22 protein-coding genes and 1 pseudogene are annotated in these 25757 nt (G+C 38.4%); 4 read left to right on the forward strand and 19 right to left on the reverse strand.

Going from position 1 to position 25757, the window contains the following annotated elements; translation table 11 throughout:
• Positions 1 to 11: 11 nt before the first annotated feature.
• The 17 genes and pseudogenes from J2Y67_RS20735 to deoC form a co-directional block, all read right to left on the reverse strand.
• Positions 12 to 593 (reverse strand): hypothetical protein, encoded by a 582-nt coding sequence (locus J2Y67_RS20735; RefSeq protein WP_310177128.1) that lies wholly within the window; start codon positions 591 to 593, stop codon positions 12 to 14.
• A gap of 26 nt (positions 594 to 619) precedes the next feature.
• Positions 620 to 1819, reverse strand: a complete 1200-nt coding sequence (locus J2Y67_RS20740) for an NAD(P)/FAD-dependent oxidoreductase (RefSeq protein ID WP_310177129.1) — start codon at positions 1817 to 1819, stop codon at positions 620 to 622.
• Between the two features lie 285 nt (positions 1820 to 2104).
• Positions 2105 to 2848: an amino acid ABC transporter ATP-binding protein gene (locus J2Y67_RS20745; protein ID WP_310177131.1), complete on the reverse strand. Its 744-nt coding sequence runs from the start codon at positions 2846 to 2848 to the stop codon at positions 2105 to 2107.
• A gap of 21 nt (positions 2849 to 2869) precedes the next feature.
• Positions 2870 to 3553 carry an amino acid ABC transporter permease gene (locus J2Y67_RS20750; protein ID WP_310177133.1) on the reverse strand — a complete coding sequence of 228 codons (684 nt, stop codon included), beginning with the start codon at positions 3551 to 3553 and terminating at the stop codon, positions 2870 to 2872.
• Positions 3554 to 3564: 11 nt separating this feature from the next.
• Positions 3565 to 4383 (reverse strand): amino acid ABC transporter substrate-binding protein, encoded by an 819-nt coding sequence (locus J2Y67_RS20755; RefSeq protein ID WP_310177135.1) that lies wholly within the window; start codon positions 4381 to 4383, stop codon positions 3565 to 3567.
• Positions 4384 to 4829: 446 nt separating this feature from the next.
• Positions 4830 to 5171: a thioredoxin family protein gene (locus tag J2Y67_RS20760; RefSeq protein WP_310177138.1), complete on the reverse strand. Its 342-nt coding sequence runs from the start codon at positions 5169 to 5171 to the stop codon at positions 4830 to 4832.
• A gap of 15 nt (positions 5172 to 5186) precedes the next feature.
• Complete coding sequence (gene trxB / locus J2Y67_RS20765) at positions 5187 to 6152, reverse strand: thioredoxin-disulfide reductase (protein ID WP_310177140.1); 966 nt, start codon at positions 6150 to 6152, stop codon at positions 5187 to 5189.
• A gap of 262 nt (positions 6153 to 6414) precedes the next feature.
• Positions 6415 to 7887, reverse strand: a complete 1473-nt coding sequence (nhaC, locus tag J2Y67_RS20770) for a Na+/H+ antiporter NhaC (RefSeq protein WP_310177143.1) — start codon at positions 7885 to 7887, stop codon at positions 6415 to 6417.
• A gap of 28 nt (positions 7888 to 7915) precedes the next feature.
• Positions 7916 to 9091: a MalY/PatB family protein gene (locus J2Y67_RS20775; protein ID WP_310177145.1), complete on the reverse strand. Its 1176-nt coding sequence runs from the start codon at positions 9089 to 9091 to the stop codon at positions 7916 to 7918.
• Positions 9092 to 9222: 131 nt separating this feature from the next.
• Positions 9223 to 10203 (reverse strand): 1-aminocyclopropane-1-carboxylate deaminase/D-cysteine desulfhydrase, encoded by a 981-nt coding sequence (locus J2Y67_RS20780; RefSeq protein ID WP_310177147.1) that lies wholly within the window; start codon positions 10201 to 10203, stop codon positions 9223 to 9225.
• 17 nt (positions 10204 to 10220) lie between these two features.
• Complete coding sequence (locus tag J2Y67_RS20785; protein WP_310177149.1) at positions 10221 to 11393, reverse strand: trans-sulfuration enzyme family protein; 1173 nt, start codon at positions 11391 to 11393, stop codon at positions 10221 to 10223.
• A gap of 243 nt (positions 11394 to 11636) precedes the next feature.
• A complete protein-coding gene (locus J2Y67_RS20790) occupies positions 11637 to 13085 on the reverse strand; it encodes a sigma-54 interaction domain-containing protein (protein ID WP_310177151.1) in 1449 nt (482 codons plus the stop codon).
• Between the two features lie 255 nt (positions 13086 to 13340).
• Positions 13341 to 14498 (reverse strand): trans-sulfuration enzyme family protein, encoded by a 1158-nt coding sequence (locus J2Y67_RS20795; protein ID WP_310177152.1) that lies wholly within the window; start codon positions 14496 to 14498, stop codon positions 13341 to 13343.
• Between the two features lie 131 nt (positions 14499 to 14629).
• Positions 14630 to 16075: a sigma-54 interaction domain-containing protein gene (locus J2Y67_RS20800; RefSeq protein ID WP_310177153.1), complete on the reverse strand. Its 1446-nt coding sequence runs from the start codon at positions 16073 to 16075 to the stop codon at positions 14630 to 14632.
• A 231-nt stretch (positions 16076 to 16306) separates the two neighbouring features.
• Positions 16307 to 16600: pseudogene (locus J2Y67_RS20805) on the reverse strand (pyridoxal-phosphate dependent enzyme); the annotation flags it as partial.
• A gap of 28 nt (positions 16601 to 16628) precedes the next feature.
• Positions 16629 to 17936, reverse strand: a complete 1308-nt coding sequence (locus J2Y67_RS20810; protein ID WP_310177155.1) for an aminotransferase class I/II-fold pyridoxal phosphate-dependent enzyme — start codon at positions 17934 to 17936, stop codon at positions 16629 to 16631.
• A 450-nt stretch (positions 17937 to 18386) separates the two neighbouring features.
• The gene (gene deoC / locus J2Y67_RS20815; protein WP_310177156.1) at positions 18387 to 19061 is read right to left on the reverse strand and encodes a deoxyribose-phosphate aldolase; all 675 of its coding nucleotides are present in this window, start codon (positions 19059 to 19061) and stop codon (positions 18387 to 18389) included.
• Between the two features lie 564 nt (positions 19062 to 19625).
• Between deoC and J2Y67_RS20820 the strand changes: the two genes are divergently transcribed.
• Complete coding sequence (locus J2Y67_RS20820) at positions 19626 to 21800, forward strand: MMPL family transporter (protein WP_310177158.1); 2175 nt, start codon at positions 19626 to 19628, stop codon at positions 21798 to 21800.
• A gap of 20 nt (positions 21801 to 21820) precedes the next feature.
• Here J2Y67_RS20820 and J2Y67_RS20825 read toward each other — a convergent pair whose 3' ends face one another.
• Both J2Y67_RS20825 and J2Y67_RS20830 read right to left on the reverse strand, forming a co-directional pair.
• Complete coding sequence (locus tag J2Y67_RS20825) at positions 21821 to 22162, reverse strand: cupin domain-containing protein (protein WP_310177159.1); 342 nt, start codon at positions 22160 to 22162, stop codon at positions 21821 to 21823.
• A gap of 129 nt (positions 22163 to 22291) precedes the next feature.
• Positions 22292 to 22612 (reverse strand): hypothetical protein, encoded by a 321-nt coding sequence (locus J2Y67_RS20830; RefSeq protein WP_310177161.1) that lies wholly within the window; start codon positions 22610 to 22612, stop codon positions 22292 to 22294.
• Between the two features lie 194 nt (positions 22613 to 22806).
• On the opposite strand from J2Y67_RS20830, the gene J2Y67_RS20835 reads away from it, so the two are divergent.
• The 3 genes from J2Y67_RS20835 (at position 22807) to J2Y67_RS20845 (ending at position 25644) form a co-directional block, all read left to right on the forward strand.
• Positions 22807 to 23928: a metallophosphoesterase gene (locus J2Y67_RS20835; protein WP_310177162.1), complete on the forward strand. Its 1122-nt coding sequence runs from the start codon at positions 22807 to 22809 to the stop codon at positions 23926 to 23928.
• A gap of 250 nt (positions 23929 to 24178) precedes the next feature.
• Entirely contained in the window at positions 24179 to 25459 is a 1281-nt protein-coding gene (locus J2Y67_RS20840) for an ArsB/NhaD family transporter (RefSeq protein ID WP_310177164.1), read from the forward strand.
• A 59-nt stretch (positions 25460 to 25518) separates the two neighbouring features.
• Positions 25519 to 25644, forward strand: coding sequence for a hypothetical protein (locus J2Y67_RS20845; protein WP_310177165.1), 126 nt, complete (start codon positions 25519 to 25521; stop codon positions 25642 to 25644).
• The last annotated feature ends 113 nt before the right edge of the window (positions 25645 to 25757 follow it).

A 25757-nucleotide genomic window follows, 5' to 3' on the forward strand; every position in this document is an offset into this window, starting at 1 on the left:
TTTGAAGTCGATTATTTTGATTTAGGTTCAGAAGCAATGGTTAAAAGTGCTTTAACAAAATGAATACTCCGCTGAACGGCAGGTTCTTTGATTAATTTGAATACTGTAAAGATCGTCACAGGTGAATGGTCATTGTCCGCTTCCATTTTTGCCCGCTGAATCAAATCCAAGCCATTTTCAACTTTTTGCTGAATCGGACCTGCGAGTTCTTGTGCCCCCTTATATAAATAATCAACGGACTCCTGATCACGGGAGATCGATAATAGGAAATCCATGATTGGTTCTACCATTGACAAGTATTTAGTATATTTCGGAAGGTTATGGACCAGTGCCATCAATGCCTCCAATGAATCTCTAGTGGGAATGTATTTCCTGAATTCATCTTCTAATCCACCCAATAAATATTCCATCGATTTTTTATCGTTTAGAGTAGATTTTATAAAAGCGATGTTTCGTTCTAAGGCAGAATACTGGTCAACCAGTTCGGGTAATTTTTCCAGTGTTTGGATTAAACTATTTTGTATTTCCTTTTGGCTTAATAATGAAAGTAATGGTTGGAGATCAGATAAGTGATCAATAGTAGTTTTCTGCATAATCTTCCTCTCACTAACACGTTTTTTTAAAGCAGTCCCTTTAGCATTCCGTTCCAATAGACAATCGGGAGTACCTGCTTCTTTAATAGATACATACTGTATCTTTCCTTGGCTTGATCAAAAGGAAAGCTCTCATCCGGTTGAGATTCATAATCAAACTCTGCTAAAACTAAGCTTCCATATCCCGTTACGAGTGGGCACGAAGTATAGCCGTTGTACTTTTGCATAACAGTCTTTTGGTTCATTAGACATAACAAGTTCTGAACAAGGACCGGAGCTTGTTTGCGAATAGCGGCACCCGTTTTTGAAGTTGGCAAATTGGTACAGTCGCCTATTCCAAAGACATTTCCATATTTTTTATGGCGCAATGTATAGGGATCCACATCCACCCAGCCAGTTTCTGCAGCTAACGGGCTTTTCTTAATAAAATCGGGCGCACTCATCGGAGGGACGACATGAATCATATCATAGGAAATCGTTACCAATTCATCCGTCGAAAGGTTTTTAAAAACGGCCTTTTTTTGCTGTGCATCTATTTCCACTAAATTGTGCTGATAATGCGTTTCAATTCCTTTTCTTTTAATTACTTGGTTCAATGTATCGGCATATTTTTTTACTCCAAAAATACTGCCCGCTCCAGAGAAAAAGTGGATGGCGGAATTCGAGCGGACCCCTGATTTGCGAAAGTAATCATCCGCCAGATACATAATTTTTTGCGGTGCACCACCACATTTAACCGGTGTATTCGGATTTGTAAAGATGGCATTACCGCCGCTGAAATTGCGGATATTTTCCCAAGTACTATCGACATAATCGAAAGAGTAGTTACTGCAAACGCCATTCTTGCCAATGCTCTCTTTTAAACCTTTCACCTTGTTCCAGTCAATTTGAATACCTGCTGCAACCACTAAATAGTCATAACTCAATTTGTTGCCAGATGATGTTACGATTGATTGTTCATATGGAAAAAAATCTTCAACCGCTTCTTTAATCCAAACAATGCCATCTGGAATTAAAGTGGACTGTTCTCTTTCTGTTACCCTTTTATCAACAACCCCGCCACCAACCAGTGTCCATAGCGGCTGGAAATAATGTTTTTCAGCAGGGTCAATAATGGCAATTTTTCCATAAAGCCCCCGTGATTCCTTTAATAGATGTGCTGCCACTGTAATACCAGCACTTCCGGCGCCTACAATGATCACTTTGTAGTCTGTCAAATCATTCATATAAACCCTCCTCTAGTCACCTAAGTTTACGCAGATTCAAGCTCTATTTTTTTAAATTCCTCCGCCTCCCTCTTTTCGGTTTTATATTATGCAAGTAATGTGCCAAACTGAAATCATTGGTAATTCAGGCTTCCTACTTCTGAATTAGATGAGAATTTTTCATTTCCGCTATGAATATAGTGGAAATCTACCTATCCGTACTGTTTTTCGATTCCCAAATTTGAAAATATTTTCTTAATTATTCAAAAAAAGATTGCAAATTAAATTTGCAATCTTAGGCCCTACCTATGAACAAAGTTTATTTAGAAATTGTAATGTTCGTTCATGCCCTGTATGTTCAAAAATTTGTTGCGGTGTTCCTTCTTCAACAATCACACCTTTATCAATGAATACGACTTTATCTGCTGCTTCACGAGCGAAATTCATTTCATGAGTCACGACAACCATCGTCATTCCTTCTTTAGCAAGTTCTTTCATGACCTTAAGTACTTCTCCTACTAGCTCAGGATCTAACGCGGAAGTAGGTTCATCAAAAAGCAGGACTTCAGGTTCCATTGCCATCGCCCGTGCAATTCCTACACGCTGTTGCTGTCCACCGGATAGCTGTGATGGATAATGGTTCGCCCGTTCCGATAATCCTACCTTTTTCAGCAATTGAAGAGCCTTCGTACGTGAGGCTTCTTTGTTTTGTTTACGAACGTAAACAAGACCTTCCATCACATTTTCAAGTGCTGTCATATGAGGGAACAAATTGTACCCTTGAAAAACCATACCGGTTTGTTGACGGAACTTAATCACTTGATCTTTTGGAACGGATTTTTTTTCCTTAAAATCCAAAGAAAACTTTCCAAGCTTAATGGTCCCTATTGTAGGCGCTTCCAATAAATTCAGACAACGTAACAAAGTTGTTTTCCCTGAACCCGATGGCCCAATAATACAAACTGTATTGCCTTCTTCAATTTTTAGATCGATTCCCTTTAAAACCTCTGTTTGTCCAAATTGTTTATGCAGGTTCTTTATCTCAATCATGTATATTTCCCCCCTATCAAATTAGCCCGCTACATAACGATCGAGTCGTTTTTCCATACGTCCTTGAGCGTTCGAAAGAACTGTACTGAAAATCAAATAAATAAATCCTGCTAGACAATAAAGTATCAATGGTTCGTAGGTTGTTGCGGTAATTTGCTGAGCCACTCTAAACATTTCCGTCACCGTAATGGTAGCGGCCAACGATGTATCCTTTACCAAGCTTATAAAACTGTTTGCCAAAGGCGGTACAGATACCCTTGTTGCCTGAGGGAGAATAATTCTTTTTAATGCCTGGCGATAGGTCATCCCGATTGAGTAACCTGCCTCCCATTGACCTTTGGGAATGGAAAGTATAGCTGCTCGAATAATCTCTGAGTTATAGGCGCCCACATTAATCGTAAAACCGATTATAGCGGATGGCAGCGGACCAATGGTAACCCCAATACTTGGAAGACCATAAAAAATAATAAACAGCTGAACAAGCAGCGGTGTTCCTCGAATCACCCATACATAAAATCGTGCAGCAGCGTCCAGAGGTTTAATTCCCGAGATTCGAGCCAGTGCAGTAAGCAGAGCAAGAATCAGTCCCAGAAAAAAAGAGATGAGTGTCAACGGCACGGTAAAAGCAATTCCTGCTTTTAACATCGGTAAAAATGAGTTGACAACGATGTCAATAATTCGATCCATTCTTTCATGATCCAACATTAGAACACTCCTTATTTGGAAACATCGGTTTCAAAGTATTTTTTTGAAATGCTTAAATACTTTCCATCATTCTTCATATCGGCAAGTGCTTTATTAATAGCATCAACCAATTCTTTATTCCCTTTTCTTAACATAATTCCCATTTGTGTAGGTTCATCAAGTTCGGCTGCAACTTTAAGCGGGGCATTAGGCTGCTGCTTCTTGTAATCAAGATAAGACAGGCCATCATTAATCGTCGCATCCACACGTTTTGAAATTAATAAATCAATAGCTTGATTAAATCCTTCAACACCGACGATTTCAGCGCCCTTGGAAGCTGCCATGTCTTTAAACATACTTGTTAGTGACTGAGCTGATTTTTTCCCCTTCAAATCTTCAAATGTTTTAATCGTGTTATTATCTTTGCTAACAATTAAGTAAGGTTTTGACACATTAGTTGGGTCGGAAAAATCGTATTTTTCCTGCCGGTCAGGACGAATACCTACTTGACACGCAATGATATCGAAGCGCTTCGAATCAAGTCCCGCAAAAATTCCGTCCCATGGAGTTTCAACAAATTCAGCTTTCACACCAAGTCTTTTTGCTACTTCTTCAGCAATTTCGATATCAAAACCAGTCAATTTTCCCGATGCATCATGGTAACTAAACGGGGCATATGTTCCTTCTGTACCGATTTTAATCGTACCATCTGCTTTAATTTTTTCTAGTAGGGACTTACTCTCAGCCGCCTTATCAGGTTTGGCTGATGTTTGTTTTTGAGAATTTCCACATGCCGTTAATATAAGTGCTGCGATCAGCGAAAAAGCAATGAAGATTATACTCTTTTTCATAAAAAGTTCCCCCCTATATTTTTAAAAAATGAATGAATTGCAGACTGTTCGTTAGATTTTTCCTCATTGTTCCAATATTCAGAAAATTTTCTTCACTACAATAACTACCCTCTTCAAATTGACTCCACCTCCTTCTATTCAGTTACTTTTTATGCAAGAGTTGTGCCAAAATAAAATCCTTGTTAATTCAACATTCATGGTTGCAAATAAAATGTGAAATTATCAATTCCGCGATGATTATAGTGAAAAGCTACCATTTAGTACTGTTCTTCTATTCCCAAATTTGAAAAATATTTTTTCAATTACTCAAAAAATTCCCCCTTAGAGTCACAAGAGGATTACATAACTTCTATAAAAAGTAGTTAATAAGATCATTGGGATTAATAGAATGGCCAATAAATATAGAGTGATTTGCTCCATATTTATTGGCCATAGGCAAGGATTTTCTATCCTAGTTTTCCACTTGCCTCTACAATTTGATTAAGAAACTTTTCAACCTCTTCCTGACTTTTTCCAAGTTTACTTACAAAGCGGTCCAGTTCCTTCCCTTCTTGAAAAGCAATAAAGCTTGGGATTCCGTACACATCCAGCTTCTCTAAAACCTCTGGAAAATGTTCACGATTTACTGTAATCATATCTACTTTTTCTTTATATGCTTCTTCCAAAGTTGGCATAAATAAATCGGTATGCTGACAATCTGGGCAATATTCGGCATAAAATTTAGCCATAACTGGTTTTGTTGATAAAATCGCCTCTTCAAACTCTTGTTTTGTTTTAATCTCTTTCATTATTAAAATCCTCCCCTATATTTGGTTCTCCATGATAGATTGATTGTTTCCACTATATAATTCACTTGCATCAAGATATTTTTCGCAATCCAGAGCAGCCATACAACCACTTCCCGCAGCCGTAATGGCTTGGCGGTATTTATGATCTTGAACATCCCCGCAGGCAAATACACCAGGAATATTGGTTTCGGTTGTACCAGGATTCACCACGATATATCCCATATCGTCCGTTTTAATTTGATTGTCTAAAAATGCTGTGTTCGGTTTATGCCCGATTGCAACGAAAATACCATCAGATTCTAGAATTTCCTCTTTTCCAGTTTCGCTGTTTTTTACTTTCAAGCCAGTAACGTGTCGATCCCCTGCGATCACTTCTTCAGGAATGGAATTTAAGCTCCACGTAATTTTGGGATTCCTTCTGGCACGGTCTTGCATAATTTGGGAAGCGCGAAGCTTCTTTCTGCGGTGGACAACCCGAACCTCCGAAGCAAACTTCGTTAAAAAGTTTGCCTCTTCCATAGCAGAATCTCCGCCGCCGACAACAATAATTTTCTTTCCTCTAAAGAAAAATCCATCGCATGTTGCACAGGTGCTTACCCCACGGCCAATATTTTCTCTTTCCCCCGGAATTTCCAAAAGTTTCGCAGAAGCTCCCGTTGAAATGATTAATGATTGCGTTTTAAGCTCCCCTATTCCTTCCACCGTTAAGGTAAAAGGGTTATTGGAAAAGTCGACTTTTTTAACCCATCCTCTTTTAAACTTTGCTCCAAAAAACTCAGCTTGCTTTCGCATGTTCTGCATTAGCTCTCGTCCCATAATCCCTTCAGGAAAACCAGGAAAATTCTCAACATCTGTTGTCATTGTCAATTGCCCCCCTGGTTCAGGCCCTTCAATGACCAAAGGACTTATGTTAGCACGGGCTAAATAGATTGCTGCGGTTAACCCAGCAGGTCCAGTCCCTAGAATAATAACTTTATACATCTCTTCCCTCCTTATCTATTAGTCATGAATTTAACTTGCAATATTCGTGCCAATCTTTAATACCTTGTAAAATCACTATTTTTTAAGTCTCTTATAGATTAATCATTCCTATTTCCTATCATGTTTGAAAAAAATTTTTTTAAAACTAAGAAAATATGTACTAACTCCTATTTCAAACGGTAGATTAAAAGCCAAGAAGGTTTTAATGAAAAGGCGATTCCTATAATGTCTTCAGGAATCGCCTACATAAAAACCTATTAACTTAGATCGCTTTAGTTACTGTTTCAACATCTTCGAGCTTCTCAGGCTTTAACTTCTTTATTGCAAATCCAGTGACACCATAAAGTAAATCGAATAATGGGACAAAGAAGGCTAGAAAGACATATGGGAAGTAGGCATATGGCGATACGGCCAACATTTGCGAACAATAGATTGCGTTGGAATTCCATGGAATAACTGGTGCGCCCATCGTTCCAACATCCTCGATATTACGCGAAAGATTTTCTGGCGCCAAATGATTATTTTTAAAGACATTTTTCATAAGTGAACCCGCTACAATTGCAGTTAATAACATCGATGAGCCAATCATATTTGTGATTAAGGCAATCAACATAGTCACTAAAGTTATTTTAAAAGTAGAGCCGTGTGTTCGTTTAACTAATGGCTCCACTAAAGAACTCAGAATCCCAGATTGCTCCAGCATTCCCGTTACACACATGGCCAAAAGAACAACAAGGAATGAGCTCATTAAACTGTAGAGCCCGCCTCTGCTTAGGATGGGGTCAACTAACGTACTGCCGCTTTTAAACACAAATCCATTGGTCATGATATCAAACATTTTTGTTAAATTATATCCCTGAGCAAAAACAGCGACAGCCATGCCGCTAAACACTCCCATTAACAGCGAAACAATAGATGGAATGCCCTTTATGAGCATCACTAGTACAACCAGGAGAGGAATCAATGAAATCCAAGATAAATTGAAATGCTTTGATATCACACCAGTGATTTGTTGAATCTCCTGCATATTCGATCCGTTTTTTCCATACTTTAAGCCTAAAATGATAAATATAATTGCTGTTAGAATATACGCCGGGACAGTAGACCATAACATATGTTTTACGTGTGACATTACTTTAGAGCCGGCAACGGTAGCTGCTAAAATGGTACTATCAGACAATGGTGACAACTTATCTCCAAAGAAGGAACCACAAATAATGGCACCTGCTGTCATTGCTTGGGGAACTCCAAGTGCATTACCAACTGTCATTAAGGCCAAACCCACTGTACCCAAAGTCCCCCATGAAGTTCCGGTTGCAAGAGATGTTGCTGATGTTAGGAGCAAAGCCGTGATTAAAAAGTATTGCGGTGAAATTAATTCTAAGCCCCAATACATAACATAAGGGATTGTACCAGAAGCCATCCAGGTAGCAATCATGACGCCGACTACTAATATAATCGTATTCGGCTCAAAAGATTGCTTTCCCATTTCCCAAGCCATATTTTGAACTTCATTATATTTGTATCCTAGTTTCATGACTAGCAAGGCCACGACAATCCATAACAACAAAAACATTAATTCCAGAGATGCACCAAAACCAAGTGTTCCTGTAAGCAGCAGACCGAAAAAGATTAAGACAGAAACCACTGCATATTTAAATGATACCGGAAATTTATACGATTTATCATCCCACGAAACAGTTGCATTTCCTTGCTTTTCAGGTTTGTTCCCCATACGCAAAACCTCACAATTCAATTAGTTTTTAAAAACCATATTTGTCATAGTTTAGCTTAATCTGTTTCAATGCTCGCTCAAGTAAAGCCCTTGTGCAAGCAATATTTACTCTTACAAAGTTACCACTATCTTTTCCGTATGAACTCCCATCATTGACTCTAACCCCAGCGTCTGTAAAAAATTCAGCCAATTCCGTACCGGTGAGGCCCAGCCCTACACAGTCAATCCATAGCAAATAGGAACAATCAGGATACTGAACTTTTAACTTCGGTAAATGTTTTTGGATATAATCAATCGAAAAATCAATATTGCTTCGTAAATAAGCATTTAATTCATCCACATAATAATCGCATTTATTATAAGCAGTGATTAAGGCCTCAACTCCTAAATAGTTATAATCAAAGTGGTATTTTGTGTAAATATCATCAAATGCTTTTTTCATATTTTTATTTTTTACAATCACATATGCACTGAAGAAAGATGCTAAATTAAAGGTTTTGCTTGGAGAGTTCATTACCACCACATTTTGATCTTCTTCCTCACAAATCTCTAAAAAGGAGTGAAAAGGCAAACTTTTGTGAATCATATCGCTATGAATTTCGTCACTTATAATAATTACGTTATTCTCACGGCATAAATCATATATTTTCTGCATTTCCGCTTTTGTCCATACCCGCCCGATTGGATTGGCAGGATTACATACAAGGAGTATTTTCACATCGGGCTTCTTTAGTTTGTCTTCTAAATCTTCAAAATCAATCTGATAACCATCTCCTTTGTGGTAAATTAATCGATTGTCGATTGCTCTTCTATTAAAATTCTCAATTACTTTTTTAAAGGTGGCATAGACAGGAGGCTGTATCACTACTTTGTCTCCCGGATTGGTATAAGCATCTAAAAACATCCATAACGCCCCTGTCATTAATCCAGGCGCATAACTAATTTCGTCTTCCCTAATATCGATTTTATGATGGCGGCCATACCAACCTCTTATAGCATTAGTAAATCGATCATGAGGAAAATATCCATAACCAAATACGCCAAAATCCACCTTTTCCCTTACAGCATCTAATACTTCACGTGGTGCCTTGTAATCGGTATCAGCAATGCCAAGTGGAATCAATGTGCCGCCTTTTCCTTCATTGTCCCATTTATCGGAATCAGAACCAATTCGATCTAACGTTTCATCAAAGTTGTGAATCATACTTACCTCCTCATTTTTCTAAAAACACCGCGAATGCGTTTACATTTTTGCGATGACCATTAACATGATCAAATAAGCTTTTAAAAAATCTGCCGGACACATCCCGAGATATGTCCAAAAAACAGACAATTTTAAATAGCTCCATACAACATATTAATCTTCTCGTCCGTCCAGCCAAAAATCCCGCCGGTATGAATAAACAATATGTTTTGTCTTCCCTGAAGTTTTCCATTTTTAAGTTCGTTGTACAAACCATACATCGACTTCCCGGTATATACCGGGTCAAGGATAATTCCTTCTTCTTGTGCGAATTTCTCTATAAATCTCAGTTCATCCAATTGGCTCTTACCGTAACCTAAACCTATATAGCGATCAATAATGTTGATTTCCTCAGCCGAAAAACTGAAATGATTGGCTCTATATTGATTCATATCCTCTATAATGTGAAATAGATCATGAACGGCTTGTTCCCTCTGATTTAAAACACTCATGCCAATAATGGTTTTATTTTGATTGCTTTCTTTATTTCCGTATAACAAACCGGCATAGGTACCGCCCGACCCATTCGTAACCACAATCGTGTCAAACACGATTCCTAATTCCTGTTCTTGATGGAGTATTTCATAGTAGGCTTCTACATACCCTAGAGCACCAATGCCGTTTGAGCCTCCCATCGGAATGACATAGGGGGTGTGTCCGGAATTAGTCAAATCTTTCGTCAATTTTGCAATCATTGGCGTTAAATCCTGATACTCATCCTCAGTTGCCAACTTAATTGCTGCACCAACTAATTTATTAAGAAATAGATTCCCTTCCGTTCTATTTACTTCACTTTCTTTTAAAATCAATAAGGACTTCATTTGGTATTTAGCCGCCAACACTGCAGTTGCCCTCGCGTGGTTCGATTGGATTCCGCCACAGGTAATTAAATAATCACATTTTTTGTTTTTAGCATCAGCTAATAAATATTCCAGCTTTCTAATTTTGTTCCCCGATGATCCCATTCCCGTCTGGTCATCGCGCTTGATAAAAACTGATTTGTTTAAGTGTTTATTGAAAAAGTCCACTTTTTCAACCTTTGTGGGTACATTGGCGATCTTTATTTTCTCCATAAAGCATTTTCCATTCCTTATAGTATTTTTTTCTGTAAGACATTGTCTGTTTTTACATGATCCAAGGCTTTAAATAAATCATTTAGAAGATCATTTTTATCTTCAATGCCGCAGCTCAGCCGAACTAACCCAACTGTCACCCCTAATTCAAGCCTCTCTTTTTCAGGAATTACGGCATGGGACATCGTGTAAGGATAAGATAATATCGATTCTACACCGCCTAAGCTAACGGCCACTATAGGAATGCTTACATGGGCAAAAAAGTCCTTCACATTTTCATAGCTTCCTAAATCAAATGTTAAGACAGCTCCACCGCTGCTTGCTTGGGAAAAATGAATCTCTCTTCCATTGTGATATTCAAGACCCGGATAATAGACAGCCTTCACCTTGCTATGTTTTTGAAGCTCTTTCGCAATAAATGCCGCATTTTCTACTTCCTTTTCCATACGGATTTTCATGGTCTTGATTCCCCTTAAAATTAACCAACAATCATATGGGGGAAGCATATTGCCAAGCATTTTTTGCGTTTTGAATAACGTCTCCGCAATCTCTTGATCATTGGTCACAACCAATCCCGCGCTTACATCACTATGGCCATTGATAAATTTTGTCGCACTATGTATGACGATATCAACTCCCAATTTAATCGGATTTTGGAAAATGGGTGTCATAAACGTATTGTCTATGATGGTCAGCAAGTTGTATTTCTTCGCTAAACTAACAACACCTCTAATATCGGTAACCGTTAATAGTGGATTAGATGGTGTTTCAATATAAATTCCTTTTGTATTTTGCTTGATTGCCTTCTTCCAGGCGTTAAGATCCGTCTCATCCACGAAAGTGTATTCGATTCCGTATCTTGGAAACATCTCTGTTACGAGCTGATAGGCTCCCCCGTAAATATCTTTGCAAAGGATTACGTGATCCCCTTGTGAGAAATTTAGCAGTACCGCAGAAATTGCCGCCATACCGGAAGCAAAGGCATATCCATATTTAGCAAACTCCAAACAGGCAGCCGTTTCCTCCAATGCTTTCCTTGTTGGGTTGCCAAAACGCGTGTAGATAAACTCTTGCGATTCCGTAAATTGAGCTTGATGAAAGGTAGAGGATTGATAGATCGGTACGGATGAGCTTCCGGTATACTGATCAATCAACGGACCACCGTGAATTAATTTTGTATCCAGTTCCATTTTTTTCACTCCTTTTGATTAATTATTATGCAAGAGTTGTGCCAAAATAAAATCCTTGTTAATTCAACATTTCTACTTGCAAAAAAGAGATGAAATTATCATTTCCGCGATGGTTATAGCGAAACATGACCATTCAGTAATGTTCTTCTATTCCCAAATTTGAAAAATATTTTATTAATTATTCAAAAATATTTTTCCTTAAAGTAAAAAGATTGCAAATGAAATTGCAATCTCAGGGAAAAGTTATAAAACTTTTAGATTATATCGTTCTAGCTTACGATAAAGTGTCGATAAACTAATTTTCAATTCATCGGCTACTTTTTCTTTGTCATTTCGACCTTGACCACTCATGAAGAAACTTTGAATAATGGACTTTTCATATTCGGCAACCATATCATCTAAGCTTAACCCTCCGGTCTGAATAGGTGCCTGAATCTGGTACAAATAATCCGGAAGATCATGAAAATCGATCACATCCGATTCCGCCATATTCACCATATACTCCACAACATTTTCTAACTGCCGAATATTCCCTGGCCAATCATATTGGATTAGCCATTTTTCTACTTGTGGTTCCAACATCATGTATGGACGATTTAAGATTGAACAATACTTACAAATGAAGTATTGGAGAAAAAAGGGAATGTCATCCCTCCTCTCCTTCAATGACTTTGTATTTAGCGGGATTACATTGATTCGATAATATAAATCCTCGCGGAAGGTACCATTTTGAACCATTTCTTCTAAATTGCGATGTGTTGCCGTTATCACACGAACATTTATAGGGCGTGATTTGTTCCCTCCCACTCTTTCAATCTGTCTTTCCTGTAATACCCTAAGAAGTTTAGGCTGCAAGGAAAGAGGGAGATCTCCAATTTCATCAAGAAAGAGGGTTCCATGATCCGCCAGCTCAAACTTCCCTGCTTTTCCCTCCCGGTTTGCCCCGGTAAAAGCCCCGCCCGAATAGCCAAATAATTCACTTTCTAGCAAATTCTCCGGAATAGCGGCACAATTTACTGCAATAAAGGGGTGGTTTTTCCGATTCCCTTCATAATGGATCGCCTTCGCCAATACCTCTTTCCCCGTTCCTGTTGCACCTCTAATTAAAACGTTTGCCGTGCTATTTACGATCCGCTTGGCTTTCCGAATTACCTCTTTCATATCCTCATTTCTGCTGTTGAAGCTATCAAAGGTAATGACTTTATTGGCATTTAATGTATCTTCGTATAAATTGCATTTTGCTTCGAATCTTTCATTCTGCGAGATTAACTGGGATTCTACTAGAAGACTTAGATGTTGGAGAAATTCCTTGAGTGATTCAGCATTTTCAATCATCTTTTCTTTTTGTTCCATTGAAAAGCCCATGAGTCCTATGGCTCCTAATGTCTCACTTCCCTTGACAATCGGAAAACCAATAGTTGCTGTCTCTTTGCATTCCTTAAGAAATTTACAGCTCAAACAATGGGATTCATTTTTAATAACATCATAGGTCATATCGGGTCTGCCGGTCTTCATTACAGCACGTAACAAGGAGCCATCAGGTGCAGGTTTTCCAATTTGATGTTGATAGCTTCCTGTGCCGCTAACCCGATATCCATTTCGGTCAAGGATGGTGATATCAAAACCAAGTACCGCTGTAAGGTTTTCCGAAAAGAGTTGAATGAATTCCCGATTTTGAGTGATACCTCTCACGTTTTCTACCTCCCGTATGCTCCAGTGTTTTTAAACTTTTCTATGTACTATTTCTCTATGCAATTTTCAAGTCAACTTTAAATTCCCGAAAAACTATGTAAAAAAAAAGCAAAACATCATTGTTTTGCTAATTTTCTATTTCCCTATTATACTAAATTTCTCAATAATGAAAATACCTTCTCTCAAAGTTGATAAAATCTTCAGATATTTACCTACCAAAGACCTTACTGAAGAGCAATTCCTTTTGCCGTACTGTTATTCTAATGCCATTTCAAGATCCTTCCATATATCTTCTACATCCTCAATTCCAACTGAAAAACGAACGAGTCCATCATCGAGACCTGCTTTTTCTCTTTCTTCTTTCGGGATGATCGCATGTGTCATGGAAGCTGGATGTTGAATTAATGTACCTACATCACCTAGGGAAACGGCTAAAGTACTCAGTTTTACTGAATTCATAAGTTTAACACCTGTTTCGTATCCCCCCTTCAAGACAAAAGAAATCATTGCTCCGGGACCTTTCATTTGTTTCTCCATGATCTGTTGATCTTCAAAACTTGCAAGTCCGGGAAAATATACCTTCTCTATCGCCTTATGTTTTTCCAGGCGTTCAGCCAAAATTTGTGCATTTTCTTGTGAGCGGTCCATGCGAACATGTAAGGTACGTATCCCCTGACAGAGAAGCCAGGCATCCATAGGGGACAAGTTTGCTCCCATCGTCTTCTGCACTTCTTTTCTCATCGGATCAATGATTTCCTTGCTGGAAATTACGAGTCCGCCAATAAGATATCCATGACCAGACAAATATTTTGTTGCACTATGGACGACAATATCAATGCCGTAAGAAATAGGATTTTGTAAATATGGAGACAAAAACGTATTATCAACAACCGTCAAGATCCCCTTTTGCTTAGCAATCGCCGCTACACTCTTCATATCCACTAAGGAAAGCGTAGGATTGGAAGGTGTTTCAAAGTAAATCACTTTTGTTCTATCTGTTATGTGTGGTTCAATCTCTTCCCCTGTCTTAAATGGGACAAATGTTACATCAATTCCAAATTTCTTTACCGTTTTGGCTAGAAATGCGTGCGTCGCCCCATACAACGCTGTGTGTGCAACAACATGATCCCCTGCTTGCAAAACACCCAAAAGGCAGCCAGTTATGGCAGCCATTCCAGATGAGAAAGCCAAACAACCTTCACCAAATTCCAATGCCGCTACCTTCTCTTCCAGTTCTCTTACATTTGGATTTCCCAGGCGTGAATACATAAATCCTGGATCTTCTCCTGCGAAGCGTTGTGCTCCTACCTCAGCATTATCAAAAACAAATGTTGAAGTCATATAAACAGGGGAGATGTGTGAGCCATGCCCTGGATCTTTATTTACTTTTACTAGTTTTGATGAGTAGTTCATGAGTATTTTCGCCTCCTAATTTTTGTAATCTGAAAAACTGCCGTTTTTTTACTTCCAATTTACAAACAAAGTTTATTTAAAAATTGTAATGTACGTTCATGCCCCCAGTAAATTCCCACACGGTGAAGTGATCAAACTTTTAGATTGTATCGTTCTAACTTACGATAAAGAGTCGATAAACTAATTTTCAATTCTTCCGCCACATTTTCTTTATCTTTTCGATTTTGACCACTCAGGAAGAAACTTTGGATAATGGATTTTTCATATTCGGCCACCATCTCATCTAAACTTAACCCGCCAGTATGAACAGGTACCTGAATTTGGTACAAATAATCCGGAAGATCATGAAAGCCAATTACATCCGATTCTGCCATATTCACCATATACTCTACAGCATTTTCTAACTGCCGAATATTCCCGGGCCAATCATATTGGATGAGCCATTGTTCCACCTGTGGATCCATCGTCATATATGGACGATGTAAGATCGAACAATACTTACAAATGAAGTACTGTAGGAAGAAGGGAATGTCATCCCTTCTCTCCTTCAATAACTTTGTATGCAAGGGGATTACATTGATTCGATAATATAAATCCTCGCGGAAGGTACCATTTTGAACCATTTCTTCTAAATTGCGATGTGTTGCGGTTATCACACGAACATTTACAGGCAGCGATTTGTTCCCTCCCACTCTTTCAATCTCTCTTTCCTGTAATACCCGAAGAAGTTTGGGCTGTAGGGAAAGAGGAAGATCTCCTATTTCATCAAGGAAGATAGTTCCATTGTTCGCCAGCTCAAACTTCCCTGCTTTTCCCTCCCGGTTTGCTCCGGTAAAAGCCCCGCCCGCATAGCCAAATAATTCACTTTCTAGTAAACTCTCTGGTATAGCGGCACAATTAACCGCAACAAAGGGGTAGTTTTTCCGATTTCCTTCATAATGAATGGCCTTTGCCAATACCTCTTTCCCCGTTCCCGTTGCGCCTCTAACTAAAACATTTGCCGTGCTATTTACGATACGCTTAGCTTTACGGATTACATCTTTCATATCCTCATTTTTGCTGATGAAGCCATCAAAGGTAATGACTTTATTCGAATTTAATGTTTCTTCGTATAAATGGCATTGTCCTTGGAATCTTTCATTTTGCGAGATTAACTGGGATTCTACTACAAGACTTAGATGTTGGAGAAATTCCTTGAGTGATTCAGCATTTTCGATCATCTTTTCTTTTTGTTCCATTGAAAAGCCCATGAGTCCTATGGCTCCTAATGTCTCACTTCCCTTGACAATTGGAAAACCAATGGTTGCTGTCTCTTTGCATTCCTTAAAAAATTTACAGCTCATACAATGGGATTCATTTTTAATGACATCATAAGTCATATCGGGTCTGCCCGTCTTCATTACAGCCCGTAACAAGGAGCCATCAGGTGCGGGTTTGCCAATTTGATGTTGATAACTTCCTGTTCCACTAACCCGATTACCGTTTCGATCAAGTATGGTGATATCAAAACCAAGTACCGCTGTAAGGTTTTCTGAAAAGATTTGAATAAATTCATGATTTTGAGTGATACCCCTCACGTTTTCTCCCTCCTACGAACTCACGTACTTTTATCTATCTCTATGCAAATTTCAAGCCAAATTTTAATTTTCAAAAAACTATGTGCAAAAAAAAGCAAAACCCCATTGTTTTGCCAATCTATTTGTTTTTCCGTTATACACTTTATATAAATGATTATACTTGATTTCTCAATAATGAGAATATTTTTCCAAAAGTTGATAAAATTTTTAGATATTTGAGTAACAATAACTTCACTGAAAAAGCGAAGTATTGGCATATAACGCTGTGGACCCGCCAGAGTGCACAAATAGGATGTGATCTTCCGGCTTAAAGAAGCCTTTTTGGATTAAATCAATCAGTCCCGCTGCCACTTTACCTGTATAGACTGGATCCAGCAAAATCTCTTCTGTTCTTGCCATGAGCTTGACTGCTACCACCATTTCAGGCGTAGGTAAAGCATAGCCTGGTCCGACATACTCATCAAAACACGTAACCGACTCGCGAGGAATTGAAGTGGGAATGCCAATATGTGATGAAGTTTTGTCCTCCGAGTGATGGAAAATTTCCGAAATGTCATTGCTTTATATAACATTGATTCAATTCTTTACAAGACTGATAGATAAGTTCAAAAAGACGGTCTAGATCCTTTAAATCAACACAAGAAAAGGCAATCCGAAGATCCGTTTCGGCAAGGGAGATGGTCCCCACTCCATACTGATTGAGCAAGTGGACCCTTAGTGTTTCAGCATCGGAATTCTTAATTTGAAGAGATACGAAATATCCGGAGTTGAATGGATAGGGTTCGAATTCATCCGCATACTTCCCGGCTGCTAAGATCTCTTTGACTCGTTTGGCCCTGTCTTCTATTACTTTATTTCTCTCGTTGCGCTGCATTTCAAATTCGGGATTTAACAAGGCATCCAAAATGATCGTTTGAGAAAGGTGCGGACTGCATGAGATTGTACTTCGAATAGAGCCCATAGCCTTTTTCTCCAAAGTTTCAAAAACCAGAGGATCTTGAATTCCAAATGTGAGAAACCCAACACGAAAACCCCAGGCATACTCTTCTTTCGTTGCTCCATCAATTTTAATTGGGAGGACACGCCGATGAAATCCTACTAAACGGGCAAATATAGATTCATTAATTGAATCTTCATAATACAATCCAAAATAAGCATCATCCATAACAGCAACAATATTAATCCCATGATCCGCAGCCTGCCTGATGGCATCAAGAATTCTTTCTGCCTCTTTCTCCGTAGGAGTATACCCGGTAGGATTATGCGGAAAATTAAGGACAAGAATCGCTTTACCATTCTTGCAGGACAAAAGAGCCTCCAGCATACCTTCTACATTAAATTCGTTTGCTTTCGTAAATAAAGGATAGGTTACGGTCTCGCAGCCGTGGCGGATGTTGAATAGGATATGATAATTATCCCAATACTTATCCGGCAATATAATCGAATCGCCTTTTTCCACAAACAGGTCGGATACGATGCTCAAGCCATGGGTCAGCCCGCTTGTCACAATTGGGGTGCCAAATTCCTTTCCTTTAAGAGAAGGATTATCCTTTAGAAGCTTTTTTCTCCAAACCTCACGCAGCTCCGGTTTTCCTGCGGGTGGTGCATATGGATACAGGTCTTTCGGATCATAGGAAAAAAGGTTTTTATGAATCACATCTATATAAATGGGTTGTCCACCCTCTGTAGCCATCCCGATTGTTGCATTGAATCGGTCCGCTTTCCCCCTTGCCTCTCCTGCTTGACTGACAATCCCATTTGGGAAATACAAGGATTTTCCTAACAATGAAAACATCTCATATACTGGTTTATTCCTTTCTTCGATGACTTGATTTAATTCTAACGCCAATGGGTTTAGCATTTTATCCACCTTCTTTATCCAGTTTGATTTTCCAAATTATATTTAAACGGATTCCAAAGTAATCCAGGGGCTTTTCTATTCCTTGTTTTAACCATCACTTGCCTCCTTTCTGTACTAATATCTTAAACATGAATATTAATTTGCAATATTCATGCCAACTTTTAATTTCCCGTATAAACACTATTGTTACAGTCGTTTTATAGGTTAATTTGTTCCATTTCCTATCATGGTTGAGAAAAGTTTTTTCAAGATTAAGAAAAACAAATACCTTTACTCAACTGTTTGATTAAAGCAAACTGTTCTAAACTGAAAATTTTATTTTTCAACACCATGTCCTTTTCTTCGATTTTTCTAAATATAGAAGGTTTATGGAGGACCTTAACATTGCCATAAAAAAAGAGGTATTCCACATTATTGCGGAGATACCTCTTGCCACTTAAAAGCTTATTCTTAATAATCACTTAAAGAAAGTCCACCTTTGCTGATTGAAACGCCTGAGCTTGCACCAATGCGAGTAGCCCCTGCTTCTACCATTGCAAGTGCATCTTCACGGCTCCTGACACCTCCTGATGCTTTGACGCCAATTTCCGGTCCAACGGTTTGACGCATGAGACGGATATCCTCGACTGTCGCTCCGCCTGTTGAAAAACCTGTTGAGGTTTTTACATAATCGGCCCCGGCTTTAACTGCAAGTTCACAAGCTCTTACTTTTTCTTCCTTCGTTAGCAGGCAAGTTTCAATTATCACTTTCGTTAATGCTTTTCCCTTTGCCGCTTCCACAACTGCTGCAATATCTCGTTCAACTAATTCGTCATCATGGTCTTTAAGTGCTGCGATGTTAATGACCATATCGACTTCATCCGCACCATTTTCGATTGCATTTTTTGTTTCAAATGCCTTTGTTTCCGGAGTTGAAGCGCCAAGCGGGAAACCAATTACTGTACAAACTTTTACCTCAGGAGTATCCGCGAGCATTTGCGCTGCCGTACGAACCCATGTCGGGTTTACACACACAGATGCAAAGGAATACTCTTTTGCCTCCTCCACAAGTTTTACAATATCAGCTTTAGTAGCATCAGCTTTTAATAAAGTATGGTCAATCATTTTCACAATATTTTGTGTCATCGTAAATTTCCCCCTTATTTATTTTATTAACAGTTAACATTCCTATTCACTCTGTAACTATATCAAATAAATGAACATTTGTAAAAACTTAAATGAACAATATTTTATCCCAATTACATTTCTTGTCTCTTTTAACGGTTTATTTTTTGGGGAAAAGTAAATAGACTCTCGGAATAAATAAGCAATTCATCGAGAGGCTTGTAAAAATTTCACTGGGAATTCTGTCCGAAATATCTGAAGTCATTATCGGTTTCATTGTATTTTTAAAAATGTGCATGCCAATAAACCTACATCTATCATTATTTAAAAAATCGACTAGGTAAAGGCTGTTTTCGTAAACTTTGTTGCTTTTAGAGAAGTGGTTGATTTCCGCTCCAGGATGCTCGCGGAAAGCGAAGTGCCTGGAACGGAAATCAACAGGCAAATTTAGAGCCTTTTTGTAAAAAGAAAAATCCCCCCTATACAAAGTAGGAGGAATTAAATATAAGTGGTTTAAGAAAACCCTTGAACCATCTGAATCGGCGAATGCCGAGAGTCTATGTAAATCAAAGGGGGCAAATGATTATGAATAAGCTGGGCGGATTCATTTATCGACATCGAAAGCTTGTCCTTTTCACTTGGTTTTTCGCCATTATCGTATTGGGTTTTTACGCATTGAAATTGCCATCTGTATTAAGTGGCAATGGCTTTGAATATAACGGGGAATACAACCAAACAAGGGAGATTCTTGAAAAAGATTTTGGACAGCCTAAATCCTCCATAATCCTTGTTTTTCACCGTGAGAAATCAATTAGTAACCAAGACTGGAAAGCTTTTATACAGGATACATTTGTAAAACTGAAAAATTTTGATGGAGCAAAGGAAATGATCTCTCCCTATGCTGGGGAAGGTATGATAAAAGAGGATTACGCTTACGGACTCATCACTTTTCAAAAAAAAGCAGAGGCACTTAGAAAAGAAATTATCCAATTAAAACAAATACTAAAGAACAAAAAAGGTTTAAAGGTAACGATGACAGGTGAACCAGTCATCATAAAGGACTTGAATACCGCCAGCCAAGAGGACCTTGCCAAGGCAGAAATGATTGGACTCCCCATCACTTTACTTGTCTTGATCCTTGCTTTTGGAGGACTGGTCGCTGCTGCAATACCGCTCATCATTGGCGTAGTGTCCATTTTTATTACGATGGGAACGGTTTATTTTTTTAGCTATGGAGCCGATTTAACCATTTTTATTTTAAATATTATTCCGATGATTGGGCTTGCGTTAAGTATTGATTTCGCCTTGCTATTTATTAATCGCTATAAAGAAGAACTGCGGCGGAATTCCGTACCGGAAGCCATTAGAATAACCGTTTCAACTGCCGGTCGTTCCATCATTTTTTCAGGACTTTGTGTGTTTATTGGACTGTCAGGACTTTGGTTCATTCAAATCGATATTTTTCAAAATGTGGCACTTGGCGGAATGACCGTAGTGTTCATTTCGGTATTTTGTGCCTTAACTTTCCTTCCTGCTCTCCTTTCTATAATCGGAAGCAGAATCAATAAATTAAGCCTTTTAAAGATAACAGAAAATCAAACGAGCATTTGGCACCGGTTTGCCAAGTTTGTCATGAAACATCCAATTTTTTTAACCTTAGCAGCACTTACGATTTTGCTGGCAGGTCTAATCCCTGTTAAGCAAATGATTCTAATCATTCCGGGTACGGATTCCCTGCCTTCAAACTATCCTTCAAGAATAGCGTATGAAGTTTTTCGCGACCATTTTATCCCGAAGGAAAAGCGTGAGGAGAAAAAAGTGATGGTGATTCTTGAAGCAAACAAAGGTTTTATGAATAAGGAAAACCTAATCAAGGCAGAAAAAATCGTCCATGAAATTCAGAAGGACTCATTAGTCCATACCGTCAACTCTCCTTTTTCCGCTACAGGACTTGAACATGCGGAACAGCTTGATCAATTTTTGAAAAATGGACCAAAACAAAAGGCAGCCCCAATAAGAGACTATTTTTTACGCGGGAATAAAATGCGTCTGGAAGTTTTTTTAAACACGGGTGAGCATTCAGCAAAAGCGAGGGAATGGGTCGATTCCTGGTCTAAACGGGGTTTAGGAATGAAGGCTTCCTATGGAGGCACGATTAAATTTGAGCAAGAAATCTTTGATGAAATTTTCACAAAAGCTCCTTTTGGATTATTGTTAATCTTTGCATCCACCTTTTTGATTCTTATGGCAGCCTTTCGCTCGATTCTCATTCCATTAAAGGCCATTTTGATGAATGTATTAAGCCTGGGATGTACTTTCGGCATTGTTGTTTGGATTTTTCAGCAGGGTCATTTCGGGTTAAAACCCGTGGATATTGCGCTGATTTTACCTGTGTTTGTTTTTACGCTTGTATTTGGTTTATCCATGGATTATGAGGTATTTCTTATTTCCCGGATTCAAGAGTTTTATTTAAAAACAGGTGATAACAGCGTAGCAACCATTGCCGGGTTAACATACACGAGTAAAATTATCACCTCTGCGGCAGCCATTATGATTGTCGTAACCGGTGCGTTTGCCTTCACTGGTGTTATGCCGATCAAACAATTGGGAGTCGGGATTGCGATTGCCATCTTTATTGATGCAACAATCGTTAGAATGGTTCTTGTACCGGCTTTAATGAAACTTCTTGGTGATTGGAACTGGTGGTTTTTTGGGTATAAAAATAAACAATTGCGTAAAAATCGTAAAAAGCCAGCCTGAAAAAGGCTGGTTCTGTTTTATTAAATATTTTTCGCGTATTGCTCGCTTGGATATTTGCTTAAGACTACATATAAGCTGACAGGTTCATTCCCATTATTTTTAAAAGACATTTCTTCCTCACTGTTGACATGGATAAGATCTGCCTCCGTAACACCCGTTTCCTCCCCATTAATGACAAGTGTGCCCGCACCTGTTACCACATATAGATAAACCTCAGTTCCCGGATGCTTGTGGACTGGAAGCTCTTGCCCTGGCAAAAAGTTTAAAACAAAGGCAGTTGTTTCTCCCTTTTTATAAATCACTCTTTTAGTAAATCTTTCTTCACTGTATTCCATAAAAGCTTTTACTGAATTCTTTTCCACTATAAATACCTCCTTAATGTTTCTAACCTCATATTAGTTGAAAACACTTTTCATTTAAGTGAGCCATGTCACACAGAATTAATATGTTCAAATTATCTACAAAAAATAAAGAAGTTCAAAGAACTCCTTTTATGACATATATGAGAGAACCACTTTTTGCGGAAGATCATTTGCATTTTGGGTTTTACTTTTCATACGTTCACAAGACGGCATTTCAAAGGAAAAATCTTCTACCTTAGAAGGAATGACTCCCTCATTTTTTAATTGCTCAAAAACTTTCTGCATTGCTTCTTCTGTCGAAATCTTTTCCTCAGAATCCTTCACCTGAAAACATTCGACACAGGTTTCAATAATATTTTCAGCAATTTTTTCTTGAGCAAAAACTAACTGGGCTCCTGTGATTGCTTCTACTTCGTTGTTTTCTAATTCAATTATGGTTGTTACATTCATTTTTCATTACCTCCCGCTTTGGATACCTCCATTATAGACAAATGTCACCACTTTAAATGGGAAGATCACCATTTTTCATTTTTTATTCATATGTTTATGACAATTTTCTGTCCAAGTAGATTTATCCATTACACACTCATACTACCTCCATTAAAACAAATACTAAAAATACTAAACTTTTGGAGGAGAATGTTTTGAGACGAACGAAAAGTATCACCCTTCTATTGCTAACTCTCATACTTATTTGGCAATCCTCCCCTACACCATCCTTTGCGGTAGAGAGCAGGGTCGATTCAAGTGAAATGGTTAAATTACGGATTCTTGAGACAACCGATTTGCATGCCTCACTTGTGAATTATGATTATTATCAAACAAAAGTGGACAACCGAATTGGGCTTGTCAAAACCTCTACCTTAATCAAACAGGCAAGGAAAGAAGTGGAGAACTCCTTGTTATTTGATAATGGTGACCATTTAAAAGGCAATCCTCTCGGTGAATATTTAGTACGGGTACGAGGACTCCACAAAGGAAAAATCCATCCTGTTTACCGCGCCTTTAATTATTTACATTATGATGCCATTACGATTGGGAACCACGAATTTAATTATGGACTTTCTTTTATCAAGGAAGCATTAAAGGGGCTGAAAATGCCTTATGTAAATGCAAATGTTTATTCCTTAAAAAAAGAAAAACCTTTATTTAAACCCTATGTCATTTTAAATAGGGAAGTCCTCGACGAAAAAGGGGAATTTCATCCAATTAAGATAGGTGTAATTGGATTTATGCCGACGCAAATCATGAAATGGGATAAAGCAAACCTGGAAGGAAAGGTGATGGCAAAGCCGATTGTTGAAACGGCAAAGGAATTGGTTCCGCAAATGAAAGCGGAAGGTGCAGATATCATTATCGCTCTTGCCCATACAGGTATTAGTGATGAACCCTATCACCCTGATACCGAAAATGCTATCTATTATCTAACGAAAATTCCCGGAATTGATGCCATTCTCGCAGGGCACTCGCACGGTATTTTCCCGGGACCTGCCTATTCTTATCTGCCCCATACAAATATAGAAACGGGAAAAATCAATGGAAAGCCGGTAGTGATGGCAGGTGCATTTGGCAATAGGCTCGGGATTATCGATCTAAAGATAAAAAAAATAGCGGGAAGATGGATGGTTTTACAAAGCAGTTCCACTACCAGAGCGATTGCCGATGAAAATGGAAACTCGCTTGTAAAAGCAGATAAGGCCCTGTTCAAACGAATTAAGAAGGACCATGAGGAAACAGTGCAATTCATAAAAAAACTCGGGCTTTAAACTCATCCTTTTGACAATTGAAAATAATTCTCTTTACAGTTTAGAACTAACTTTACTATAATAAAAAGAAAAAATAGATTTGTTTTTTGGGGGAGTCTGTCAACACAGGCTCCCTTTTGCTTTTTTTAAAGAAAACTCGCCGACTGGCGAGCCCCTAAGGGCGAAGACAGAGGCGTAGTTGCACTTATGCCTGAAAGGAAAGTTATACTTTCCTTTCGGCCAAATAAAACATACAGAAAGAGGAGAAAAAATGTCAACACAGGCAATTATTGCGATAGTTGTATTCCTGATTACCTATGCATTTATCGTCACAGAAAAAATTCATCGAACCATTATTGCAATGGCCGGTGGGATTATGATGGTCCTTCTCGGAATCGTAGATCAAGAAAAGGCCCTGCATCATATTGATTTTAATACACTTGGTTTACTGACAGGGATGATGATTATTGTTGCCATCACATCCGAGACAGGTCTTTTTAATTATATTGCCATCTATGCTGCAAAAAAGGTCAAGGGAGACCCTATTAAAATTCTCCTCGCCTTAAGCGTCATTACTGCACTGGGTTCAGCCTTACTGGATAATGTCACGACGGTCCTATTAATGGTGCCCGTCACTTTTAGTATTACTAGACAATTGAGGGTAAATCCAATCCCTTATTTAATTACAGAAATTATTGCATCCAATGTAGGCGGAACTTCCACCTTGATTGGAGACCCTCCGAACATTATGATTGGCAGTGCCGTAAAGGAACTTACCTTTATGGAATTTATCTATAATCTAACGGCAATCTCCTTTTTTGTTTTGATTGTGAATATCGTGATTCTTGCGTTTATTTATCGAAAACAGCTAAAAACCACTCCTGAATTAAAAGCGAATTTAATGGATTTGGATGAAAAACAAGAAATTACTGATAAAAAGTTATTGGTAAAATCCCTTATTGCTCTTGCCTTTACCATTTTGGGATTCTTTTTGCACCAGCTTCTCCAATTGGAATCCGCATCCGTTGCCTTAGCAGGGGCATTTCTTTTGCTGTTATTAACCGGGGAAAAGCATTTAGAAAAAGCGTTTTCAAAGGTTGAGTGGTTGACGATTTTCTTCTTTATCGGATTGTTCGTCCTCGTTTCAGGATTAATTGAAACGGGTGTTATTTCCCTGCTAGCCGATTATTCTGTACATCTTACCGGCGGTAATGTGGCTTCATCCTCTATTTTAATTCTATGGGTAAGTGCGATTGCATCGGCGTTTATTGACAATATTCCATTTGTTGCAACCATGATTCCGATGATTAAAGACATGGGATCACTTGGAATCGATAACTTGGAACCACTTTGGTGGAGCCTGTCGCTTGGAGCCTGTCTTGGCGGTAACGGAACACTCATTGGAGCCAGCGCGAACGTAATTGTTGCAGGATTGGCTGCAAAAGAAGGATATCATATTTCTTTTGGAAAATTTCTGCTGATCGCCTTTCCATTAATGATTCTGTCCATCATCATCTGTACTGTGTATATCTATTTACGATATTTAATATAAGAGCTGTCTGATGAATGAAAAAAGAAGTTAAGTAAACGATAATTTTGAGGAGGGTTAAGATGAAGAATAATAAAACTAAAGGCAAATCGTTATCTTATGAATCAGATGGAAAAATGGGAAAACACAAAAAAGGAAGTACCAATAAAGGACAAAATTTTTTTAACACAACACAAAATAGTGAATAAAACAAAAGCTTCCCCTCTTTAAAATGTACCCTTTGTAAAGGACATTTTAAAAAAAGCCTAGGCAGTTTTAAGAAGATGATCTCTGTATTGAACAGGGGTCATCTTTTTTAAAT

This window comes from Neobacillus niacini (assembly GCF_031456445.1).
GTDB lineage: Bacteria > Bacillota > Bacilli > Bacillales > Cytobacillaceae > Neobacillus > Neobacillus niacini_I.